We start from the raw sequence: 10759 nt of genomic DNA on the forward strand, positions 1-10759 counted from the left end.
CCGGATGTCTGGCAGTACCACCACCTCCCGTGCCGACGACACCGCGGGACCCACCCCCCTGGACCAGCGGGGCGAGTGGACGGCGCTGGGCAAGCACCGCGCCCAGCTGGGCTCGGCCCACCTGCGCGACCTGTTCGCCGACGACCCCGGCCGCGCGGACCGGTACACGGTCGAGGTCGGCGACCTGTACGCCGACTACTCCAAGAACCTGGTCACCGACGAGACCCTGCGCCTGCTCACCGAACTCGCCCGGGCCTGCGGCGTGGCCGAACTGCGCGACGCGATGCTGCGCGGCGACCACATCAACGTCACCGAGGACCGCGCCGTCCTGCACACCGCCCTGCGCGCGCCCCGCACGGCGGTCGTCACCACGGACGGACACGACGTCGTCCCCGAGGTGCACGCGGTCCTGGACCGGATGGGCGCCTTCGCCGACCAGGTCCGCTCGCGGTCCTGGCTCGGCCACACCGGCCGCCCGGTGCGGCGGATCGTCAACATCGGCATCGGCGGCTCCGACCTGGGCCCCGCGATGGCCTACGAGGCCCTGCGCCCGTACACCGACCGCGGCCTGGAGTTCCGGTTCGTCTCCAACGTCGACGGCGGTGACATGCACGAGGCCCTCGTGGACGCCGACCCCGAGACGACCCTGTTCATCGTGGCCTCCAAGACCTTCACCACGATCGAGACCATCACCAACGCCACGGTCGCCCGCTCCTGGCTGCTGGACGGGCTCGGCGGCGACGAGGCCTCGATCGCCCGGCACTTCGTGGCGGTGTCCACCAACGCCGACGAGGTCGCCCGCTTCGGCATCGACACGGCCAACATGTTCGGCTTCTGGGACTGGGTGGGCGGCCGCTACTCCTACGACTCCGCCATCGGCCTGTCGCTCATGGTCGCGCTGGGCCCCGACCGCTTCCGGGAGATGCTCGCCGGCTTCCACCTGATGGACGAGCACTTCGCCACCGCGCCGCCCGAGCGCAACCTGCCCTTCCTGCTCGGCCTGCTCGGCGTGTGGTACGGCGGGTTCTTCGACGCCCAGAGCCACGCGGTGCTGCCCTACAGCCACCACATGGCGAAGTTCACCGCCTACCTCCAGCAGCTCGACATGGAGTCCAACGGCAAGTCCACCCAGCGCGACGGGCGTCCCGTCACCTGGCAGACCGGGCCCGTGGTGTGGGGCACGCCCGGCACCAACGGCCAGCACGCCTACTTCCAGCTGCTGCACCAGGGCACCCGGTTCATCCCGGCCGACCTCATCGGTTTCGCGCGGCCGGTGCCCGGCCTGCCCGACGCGCTCGTGCCCCAGCACGACCTGCTGATGGCCAACCTGTTCGCGCAGGGGCAGGCACTGGCCTTCGGCAGGACCGCCGAGGAGGTCGCCGCCGAGGGCGTGCCCGCCGACCTCGTGCCGCACCGCACCTTCGCGGGGAACCGGCCCACCACCACCGTCCTGGCCGACCGGCTCACTCCCTCCGTGCTCGGCCAGCTCGTGGCGCTCTACGAGCACAAGGTGTTCGTCCAGGGCGCGGTGTGGAACATCAACTCCTTCGACCAGTGGGGCGTGCAGCTCGGCAAGGTGCTGGCCAAGCGGGTCGAGCCCGCGCTGACCGAGGGCTCCGACGTACCGGGGCTGGACGCCTCCACCTCCGCCCTGGTCCGGCGCTACCGCGCCCAGCGCGGACGCTGACCCGGGGACCGCGCCCGGCGGGACGGGGCGGCGGGCGACCGCCGCCCCGGCTGGGAACGCCCGTGCCGGCCCTACGCGGGCAGGTTGTGCGGGCGCTCGACCCGGCCCCGCTGCCGTTCCGGGGCCGCCGCGGTACGGTCGGCCGGAGCGGTTCGGCTCTTGGGCCCCTGCACCCTGGACAGCCCCGAGCAGGCCTGACCAGGCATGGGGACCGGAGCCCCAGCCACCGTGAGCAGCCCGGAGCAGTGCTGGTCGGCAGCCCTCGTGCCCGGTTAGCCGCAGCACGGGGAAAAGCCCTTGCGGATCCCGCCCGGGTCGGATTAGCCTCGTCGACGACATGCGTAGCTGACATCGAGACCCACCGCCGAGCGCGCGGAGCTCGCCTTCCGACAGGCTTGAGCGCACACCCCGCTCGGCGCTTCCACGTCCGAACCCGTGGTGCGGTCTCGATGTCGGCGACTCCCGTCGTCCTCCGGACCCGCCGCCGCGTGCGTCCGGGCGCATCGAGGCCCACCTCAGACGAAGGGTGGTTCCCTCTCTTGACTTTCCACACGACCATGCCGACCACGGCACACGGCTCTCCGCTGCTCAGCGCGCGCGACCTGGCCAAGGCCTACGGCACCCGCGTGGTCCTCGACGGTGTCGGCCTGGACGCCGCGCCAGGCCAGCGGATCGGCCTCGTGGGGGAGAACGGCTCCGGCAAGTCCACCCTGTTGCGCCTGCTGGGCGGTCAGGAGGAGCCCGACGCGGGAAGCGTCGTCCGGCCGCCGGACACCGGCTTCCTGCGGCAGGAGCTGCCGCACGCCCCCGGGGCCACGCTGGGGGAGGTCATCGGCGAGGCGCTCGCGCCCAGCCGCGAGGTGGAGCGGCGCCTGACCGCGGGCGCCGCGGCCCTGGACGCGTCGCCCGAGGACCCCGGGGTGCTCGCCGCCTACGGCGAGGTCCTCGGCGAGGCCGAGCGCCTCGACGTGTGGGACGCCGGGCGCAGGGCCGAGATGGTGGTGGCCGGGCTGGGCCTGGACGGGGTCGGCGCCGACCGTCCCGTGGGCAGGATGTCCGGCGGGCAGCGCGCCCGACTGGCCCTGGCGGCCCTGCTCATCGGCCGCCCGCGCGCCCTGCTCCTGGACGAGCCCACCAACCACCTGGACGACCGCGCGCTGGAGTTCCTGGAGGGGTACCTGCGCGCGCTTCCGGGACTGGTGGTGCTGGCGAGCCACGACCGGGTGTTCCTCGACGCCGTCTGCACCGGCCTGGTCGACCTCGACCCTGCCGTGGACGGGCCGGTCACCTACGGCGGGGCCTACTCCTTCCACCTGCGCGAGAAGCGTCTGGAGCGTGCTCGCTGGGAGCAGCGCCACCGCGAGGAGCAGGACGCCATCCAGTCGCTGCGCGAGGCCGTGCGGGGGACCGCCCGGCAGGTCGCGCACGGGCGGGCGCCACGTGACAACGCGAAGATGGCCTACGACTACAAGGGAGGCCGCGTGGACAAGCAGGTCTCGCGCCGGGTGCGCGACGCCCGGGCGAGGCTGGAGGAGCTGGAACGCGACCAGGTGCGCAGGCCGCCGCGTCCCCTCTCGTTCACCGCGCCGCTCACGGGCGACAGTTGCCAGGAGGGCGGGAGCGCGGTCTCGGTCCGCGACCTCGTGGTGCCCGGGCGCCTGTGGGTCGACCACCTGGACGTGCCGGGGGACGGGCGGCTGCTGGTCACCGGACCCAACGGCGCGGGCAAGTCCACGCTCCTGTACGCGATGGGGCACCGGCTGCGGCCGGCGTCGGGACGGGTGGCCTGGCGGCGCGGGGCCACGGTGGCGCTCCTGGAACAGGACGTGGTGTTCCCCGACCCCGAGCGCACGGCGCGCGAGCTGTACGAGGGCCTCAACGGCTCGGTACCGGGGGCGCCGAAGCTGAACTCGCTCGGTCTGGTCGCGCCGCGCGACCTCGACCGGCCGGTGGGCGTGCTCAGCGTGGGACAGCGCCGGCGCCTGGCGCTGGCGATGCTCGTGGGCAGGGCACCGGACGTGCTGCTGCTGGACGAGCCCACCAACCACCTCTCCCTGGCCCTGGCCGAGGAACTGGAGGAGGCGCTGGGCACCGCGCCCGGCGCGGTGGTGGTCGCCTCGCACGACCGCTGGCTGCGCCGCCGGTGGTCGTGGGCGGAGCTGCGCCTCGAACAGGGCCGCCCCGTCGCCCGAAAGGAATCTACAACGTAAAGGTGGCCCTTCCGGCGGGTCCGCCCAGACCCCGGGGTCGGGGGCGTTCGCCGCCTCCGCGCCCGGGTGCGTCGGGGCTTCCGGCGCGGACGCTGGAAACCCTCGTACGCCTCATGTCATCTTTGCGTAGTCGAACACTCACGCATGGCGACGATGGGGGTCCCTGGTTCATGACCGCGCCGATGGACGTGCCGGAGTCGTCCCAGCACGCCGAGCCGGAGGCGGTGGCCGCGGGAGCCAAGGGCGCCGCGAGCCGCTCCCTCCGCCAGATCGCCTGGCAGCGCTTCCGCCGGGACCGGGCCGGTATGGCCGGCGGCATCGTCGTCATCCTGCTCATCCTGGTCGCGCTGCTGGCCCCCCTGCTCACGGCCTGGCTGGGCCAGCCGCCCAACCAGTTCAACCAGGAGCTCATCGACCCCCTCACCGGCGGGGTCCTGCGCGACCCCGACGACCCGGCCCAGGGACTCGACCCCTGGGGCGGCATGAGCGCGGAACACCTCCTGGGCGTCGAACCCGTCAACGGCCGCGACCTGTTCAGCCGCATCGTCTACGGCGCCCGCACCTCGCTGCTCGTGGCCACCGTCGCCACGGTGATCTGCGTGGTCATCGGTACCGTCCTGGGCATCGTCGCCGGGTACTTCGGCGGCTGGGTCGACACCGTCATCAGCCGGGCCATGGACATCTTCCTGGCCTTCCCGCTGCTGCTCTTCGCCATCGCGCTCGTGGGCGTCATCCCCGACGGCGCGTTCGGACTGACCGGCAACGGGCTGCGCATCGGTGTCCTGGTGTTCATCATCGGGTTCTTCAACTGGCCCTACATCGGCCGCATCGTGCGGGGCCAGACCCTCACCCTCAAGGAGCGCGAGTTCGTCGAGGCCTCGCGCAGCCTGGGCGCGGGCAGCGCCCACATCGTCTTCCGCGAGATCCTGCCCAACCTCGTCACGCCGATCCTGGTCTACTCCACGCTGCTCATCCCCACGAACATCCTGTTCGAGGCCGCGCTGAGCTTCCTGGGGGTGGGCATCAACCCGCCCACGGCCACCTGGGGCGGCATGCTGGAGGGCGCGCTGCGCTTCTACACCACCTCGCCGCACTTCGTCATCGTGCCGGGCCTGGCCATCTTCGTCACCGTGCTGGCCTTCAACCTCTTCGGCGACGGCCTGCGCGACGCGTTCGACCCCCGCTCCTCGGACTGACCCCGCTCCTCGGACTGACCGGTCCCGAACGGCCGCGCGCGGTCCCGAACGACCCTTCCCGGCCCCGGGGCGTGCGCCGCACGGCTCCGACACCGAACCCGATCAGGAGGCATGGTGAGTACCCATCACTTCACACGCGCGGGGCGTCTTCCGCGCACACGCGCACGCGCGGTCGCGGCCACCGCGGCCGGAGCGGCGGCGGTCCTGCTGCTGGCCGCCTGCGGAGGGGACGGGGGCGGCGGGGGAGGGGCGACCGACGCGGAGTTCAACGAGGGCGAGAACAGCATCGTCAACCCCTCGGACCAGGCGGGCGGGACCCTGCGCTACGCCATCTCGGCGGACTTCGACTCACCCGACCCGGGCAACACCTACTACGCGTTCAGCTGGAACTTCTCCCGGTACTACGCCCGCACCCTGCTGACCTACGTCGAGGAGCCGGGCGAGGGCGGGACCGAACTCCAACCGGACCTGGCCGAGGAGATGCCCGAGCCCAACGAGGACGCCACCGAGTGGACGGTCCGGATCAAGGAGGGCCTCACCTACGAGGACGGCGACCCGATCACCGCCCAGGACATCAAGTACGCGATCGCGCGCAGCAACTTCGGTGACCAGGCCCTGCCCAACGGGCCCAAGTACTTCCAGGCGCTGCTGGCCGACAGCGAGGACTACGAGGGTCCCTACACCGACGTCGCCGACCCGCTGGAGGGCTTCGGCGGGATCGAGACGCCCGACGACCACACGCTGGTCTTCCACCTCAACAAGAGCTTCGCGGAGTTCCCCTTCGTGCTCATCCAGCCGCAGACGGCGCCGGTGCCCCCGGACGCCGACCGGGGTGAGCAGTACCAGAGCCAGGTGGTCTCCTCGGGGCCCTACAAGTACGAGGGCGAGTACCGGCCCGGGGTGTCGCTGAACCTGGTGCGCAACGACGAGTGGGACCCGGAGACCGACCCCACCCGCGAGGCGCTGCCTGACCGCATCGAGGTGCAGATCGGGGTCGACCAGAACGAGATCGACCAGCGGCTGGTCAACGGCGAACTCGACGTCGACCTGGCCGGTTCGGGCGTGGGTCCGGCGATGAAGGGCACGCTGATCTCCGACGAGGAGCACAAGCGCAGCGTCGACAACCCGCAGACCAACACCCTGCGCTACGTCAACGTCAACACGGTCGTGGAACCGCTCGACGACCTCGCGTGCCGCCAGGCGGTCATGTACGCGGCCAACCGCGACTCGCTCCAGCGGGCCTGGGGCGGGGACACCGGCGGTGACGTCGCCACGCAGATCATGCCGGCGGCGCTGCCCGGCGCGGATCCGGACCTGAACCCGTACCCGTCAGAGGACGGTGAGGGCGACCTGGACATGGCCCGCCAGAAGCTGGAGGAGTGCGGGGAGCCGGACGGGTTCACCACCTCGATCGGCGCCCGCGCGGACCGTCCCTCGGACGTCAGTACGGCCGAGGCGCTGCAGGCTGCGCTGGCCCGGGTGGGCATCGACACGGAGATCAAGCAGTACCCGTCGGACACCTACACCAACACCCAGGCGGGGTCGCCGGACTTCGTGCACGAGAACGACCTGGGGCTGACCGTGTACGGGTGGGCGCCGGACTGGGCCAGCGGGTACGGGTTCATGAGCAAGATCCTGGACGGCGACGCGATCCAGAGCGCGGGCAACGCCAACATCTCCGAGCTCGACGACCCGCAGATCAACGAGTGGTTCGACGAGGTCGTCACCGTGGACGACCAGGCCGAGCGCGCGGACATCTACCGCCAGATCGACGAGAGGGCCATGGAGCAGGCGGCGATCCTTCCGGCCGTGTTCGAGCGGACGGTGCTGTACCGGCCCTCGACCCTGACCAACGTGTACTACCACGCGGGTTACTCCATGTACGACTACATGTCGCTGGGAACGACCCGGGAGTAGGAGGCGGCGGGCCGGTGGCCGTCCCCCGCCCCGCGGGGAGCGGGCGGACACCGGCCCGCGGTGGCTTCCGCGGGAGCGGATCCGCCGTCGCGGCGCGGGATCAGTCGAGGCTCCACAGGCGGACGGTGCCGTCGTCGGCGGTGGCGGCGGAGGTGCCGTCCTGGTCGGAGTGCACCGCGGCCACGTAGCCCTCCATGTCGACCGTGGAGACCTCCTCGCCGGTGGCGGTGTCCCATACCCGGGTCGTGCCGTCGTCGCCGCCGGTGAACAGGGTGGTTCCGTCGTGGCCGAAGGCGATGGACCGGATCCGGCCGGTGTGCCCTTCGAGGGAGGCGATCTCGTCGCCGCTCCCGGTGTCCCAGAGGTGGCCGGACAGGTCCAGGCTTCCCGCGGCGACGGTGCCGCCGTCCGGGCTGAAGGCGATGTCCAGGGGCGAGCCGATGGACCCCTCCAGGGTGGCGGTGGGTTCGCCCTCCCGCGGGTCCCACAGCCGTACGGTTCCGTCGTCGCCGCCGGAAGCCACGACCGAACCGTCGGCGTTGAAGGCCACGGCCCGGATCCAGTCGGTGTGCCCCTCCATCGAGGCCGTCTCGTCGCCGTCCTCGACGTCCCACAGGCGGACGGTGCGGTCGTCGCCGCCGGTGGCCAGTGTGGTGCCGTTCGGATGGAAGTCCACCGAGCGCACCCAGTCGGTGTGTCCTTCGAGGGTGGCGGTGGATTCACCGCTCTCGATGTCCCAGATCCGAGCCGTGCGGTCGTCGCCGCCGGTGGCGAGCAGGGTGCCGTCGGAGTTGAAGTCGACCGACCGGATCCAGTCGGTGTGTCCTTCGAGGGTGGCGATCTCGTCGCCGCTGCCGACGTCCCACACCCGGGCCGTGCCGTCGGTCCCGCCGGTGGCCAGCCGGGTGCCGTCCGGGCTGATCGCCACGGCCTCGATCGAGGAGCCGTGGTCGAAGGTGCCCAGCGCCGAGGACGTGTCCGGTGCCGCGAGCGTGTCCGACTCCTGGCCGGAGTCGGGGCCGGTGCCGTCCGACTCGTCCGGGGAGGACAGCCACACGAACCCCGCGACGACGAGGATCCCGACGGTCGCCACGGCGACGAAGCCCACGATCCACTGGCCCACGGCACGCCCGGTCGTGGCCGGCCGCCGGACGGGCGCGGGAGCTGGGGTGGGAGGCGGCGCCACGGGACGGGGCCGTGGTGACGGCTGCGCCGCGAACCCCGCCGTCCTGGGCGGTGGGCCCTGCGGTGGGCCCTGCGGCGGTCCCTGCGGCGGGCGCCACTGGACCGGCGGGTCCGAGGCAGGTGAGTGCGGCGGGCGGGAGTCCGGCGAGTGGGGAAACCGGGGGTCGGAGCCCGGCGGGCGGGAGCCCTGGGCGTGGGAGGCCGGGGGATCGGAGAACGGCGGCGCGGAGGGCCCGGACGGGGGCCCCGACGGGTCGGCGGCGGCCAGGTGGGGCGGCGGCCAGGCGCCCTGGAGGTCGAGTGCCTCGAACCGGCCGAGGATCTGCTCGGGGGTGGGGCGCAGAGCGGGATCGTGCAGCCAGCAGTCGGCGATGAGCGCGCGCACGTCCGCGGCCATGTCACCGGGGTCCGGCGCGGGGCCGATGATACGGAGCAGCGTCTCGGCCATGGTGCCCCGCGAGAAGGGGTTCGTCCCGGTGGCCGCGTAGGCGAGCACGGTCCCCAGGGAGAACACGTCCGACGGCGGGTCCACGTGCGACCCGTCGGTCTGCTCCGGCGACATGTAGGGCAGCGTGCCGAACACCGCGCCCTGCGCGGTCACACTGCTGGCGTCCAGCGGGCGGGCGATGCCGAAGTCGATGATGCGGGGACCGTCGTGGGTCAGGATGATGTTGCCCGGTTTGAGGTCGCGGTGGACCAGCCCGCAGGCGTGCACCGCCCTGAGCCCCTCGGCCAGGCCGGCCGCCAGGACGTGCAGTGCGGGCGGGGCGATCGGCCCGTGGTCGCGCACGGCCTCGTCCAGCGTGGGGCCGGGGATGTGCGCGGTGGCGATCCACGGCGGGTCGGCGTCGGGGTCGGCGTCCACCACCTGCGCGGTGTGGAAGCCGCCGACGCGGCGGGCGATCTCGGCCTCACGCGCGAACCGGGTGCGGAACTCCAGGTCGTCGGCGTGCTCGGAGCGGATGACCTTGATGACGACCTGGCGGCCGGACGGCGTGCGGGCGAGGTAGACCTTGCCCATGCCTCCCGAGCCGAGGCGCGCGGTCAGCCGGTAGCCGCCGACCCTGGGCGGATCGGAGGGGTGCAGGGGTTCCACAGCGTCAGCCTTCTACCCGGGGGCGTGGTGTGCGGGTCGTTGGTCTCGACTGACCGAATTATGCCATTTGGAACCGACCGTGTGGACCTCGGTGCCCGCGCCGGGGCACACGCCGGACGGGATGAGCGTGATCGATTGATCGCGTTGGGTTACCTTTTGCCTACAGGTGGAACCGGTCCGCCGATCGGCCCCCGACACCAGGGCACCCCCGTCGACAGGAAGACGCCTTGCTGACCTACATCCTGCGCCGGCTCGGCGCCGGCCTGCTGCTCCTGGCCGTGGTCACGATGGTCACCTTCGCCATCTTCTACGTGGTGCCGCGGTGGGCGGGGCGCACCACCGAGCAGCTGGCGACGATGTACGTGGGGCGGGCCCCCACTCCGGAGGCGATCCAGGCCACGATCGACCGGCTGGGGCTCGACGAGCCCGTCGTCGTGCAGTTCTACGAGTTCGTCCGCGGGATCTTCTTCGGTGCCGAGTACCGCTTCGGGCGGGAGACGATCGAGTGCTCGGCACCGTGCTTCGGGTACTCGTTCCAGACCTACCAGGAGGTCTTCCCCGAGATCCTGGCGCGGCTGCCGGTGACGGTGTCCCTGGCGATCGGGGCCGGGATCATCTGGCTGGTGGGCGGGATCGCCGTGGGCGTGGTCTCCGCGGTGTGGAAGGGGAGCCTGTTCGACCGGCTGGCGATGGGCGTGGCACTGGCCGGTGTGTCGCTGCCGATCTTCTTCACCGGCCTGCTGTGCCTGGCCTTCCTGGTCCACGCCTGGGGCCTGTTCTCCACCCCGGTCTACGTGCCCTTCACCGAGGATCCGGCGGCGTGGGCCGAGGGCCTGTTCCTGCCGTGGCTGACGCTGGCGTTCCTGCACGCGGCGATGTACGCCCGGCAGACGCGCGCGGGGATGCTGGAGACGCTGGGCGAGGACTACATCCGGACCGCGCGGGCCAAGGGCCTGAGCGAGACCAGGGTGGTGCTCAAGCACGCGCTGCGCCCGACGCTCACGCCGATCGTGACGATCTTCGGCCTGGACCTGGGGCTGGTCCTGGGCGGCGCGGTGCTGACCGAGCAGGTCTTCTCGCTGAACGGGATCGGCCGCTACGCCGTCCAGGCCATCACCCAGAGCGATCTCCCGGTGATCCTGGGCGTGACGCTGTTCGGCGCGTTCTTCATCGTCATCAGCAACCTGGTCGTGGACCTGGTGTATCCGCTGATCGACCCCCGCGTTCGCATCCACGGCTGACCGGCCCTACGGTCAGAGAGCAGAGGCGTCCCCTATGAGCGAGTCCGCGGCTTCCCCCGACACCGTCGTCCGGGTGGACGACCTGCGGGTGGCGTTCCCGGTCCTGGAGGGTGAGATCCAGGCCGTGGACGGGTTGTCCTTCGAGGTGCCGGCGGGCGGCGCCCTCGGCATCGTGGGCGAGTCGGGCTCGGGCAAGAGCGTGACCTCGCTGGCCTTGATGGGTCTGC

General features: G+C 72.3%; 7 protein-coding genes. 6 read left to right on the plus strand and 1 reads right to left on the minus strand.

Annotation, left to right across the window (positions count from 1 at the left end):
* Positions 1 to 4 precede the first annotated feature (4 nt).
* The 4 genes from pgi to ADL05_RS06010 all read left to right on the plus strand — a co-directional run bounded on the left by pgi (position 5) and on the right by ADL05_RS06010 (position 7010).
* On the plus strand, positions 5 to 1687 hold the full coding sequence (gene pgi / locus ADL05_RS05995) for a glucose-6-phosphate isomerase (protein ID WP_053615856.1): 1683 nt from the start codon (positions 5 to 7) through the stop codon (positions 1685 to 1687).
* 557 nt (positions 1688 to 2244) lie between these two features.
* Positions 2245 to 3897 carry an ABC-F family ATP-binding cassette domain-containing protein gene (locus tag ADL05_RS06000; RefSeq protein WP_053615857.1) on the plus strand — a complete coding sequence of 551 codons (1653 nt, stop codon included), beginning with the start codon at positions 2245 to 2247 and terminating at the stop codon, positions 3895 to 3897.
* Positions 3898 to 4067: 170 nt separating this feature from the next.
* On the plus strand, positions 4068 to 5093 hold the full coding sequence (locus ADL05_RS06005) for an ABC transporter permease (protein WP_053615858.1): 1026 nt from the start codon (positions 4068 to 4070) through the stop codon (positions 5091 to 5093).
* Between the two features lie 114 nt (positions 5094 to 5207).
* Entirely contained in the window at positions 5208 to 7010 is a 1803-nt protein-coding gene (locus ADL05_RS06010) for an ABC transporter substrate-binding protein (protein ID WP_369800894.1), read from the plus strand.
* 100 nt (positions 7011 to 7110) lie between these two features.
* On the opposite strand, the gene ADL05_RS06015 is transcribed toward ADL05_RS06010, so the two are convergent.
* Positions 7111 to 9291 (minus strand): WD40 repeat domain-containing serine/threonine protein kinase, encoded by a 2181-nt coding sequence (locus ADL05_RS06015; RefSeq protein ID WP_053615860.1) that lies wholly within the window; start codon positions 9289 to 9291, stop codon positions 7111 to 7113.
* A gap of 227 nt (positions 9292 to 9518) precedes the next feature.
* On the opposite strand from ADL05_RS06015, the gene ADL05_RS06020 reads away from it, so the two are divergent.
* Positions 9519 to 10532 carry an ABC transporter permease gene (locus ADL05_RS06020; RefSeq protein WP_053615861.1) on the plus strand — a complete coding sequence of 338 codons (1014 nt, stop codon included), beginning with the start codon at positions 9519 to 9521 and terminating at the stop codon, positions 10530 to 10532.
* Positions 10533 to 10566: 34 nt separating this feature from the next.
* Positions 10567 to 10759, plus strand: a 193-nt coding sequence (locus ADL05_RS06025; protein ID WP_053615862.1) for an ATP-binding cassette domain-containing protein, incomplete at its 3' end; no start/stop codon positions are given.

It is taken from the genome of Nocardiopsis sp. NRRL B-16309, assembly GCF_001279585.1.
Lineage (GTDB): Bacteria > Actinomycetota > Actinomycetes > Streptosporangiales > Streptosporangiaceae > Nocardiopsis.

What these genes read in the sequence shown, in the direction of transcription:
- pgi (WP_053615856.1), top strand. Translation starts at nt 5, where the DNA reads ATGTCTGGCAGTACCACCACCTCCCGTGCCGACGACACCGCGGGACCC.
- ADL05_RS06000 (WP_053615857.1), top strand. Translation starts at nt 2,245, where the DNA reads ATGCCGACCACGGCACACGGCTCTCCGCTGCTCAGCGCGCGCGACCTG.
- ADL05_RS06005 (WP_053615858.1), top strand. Translation starts at nt 4,068, where the DNA reads ATGACCGCGCCGATGGACGTGCCGGAGTCGTCCCAGCACGCCGAGCCG.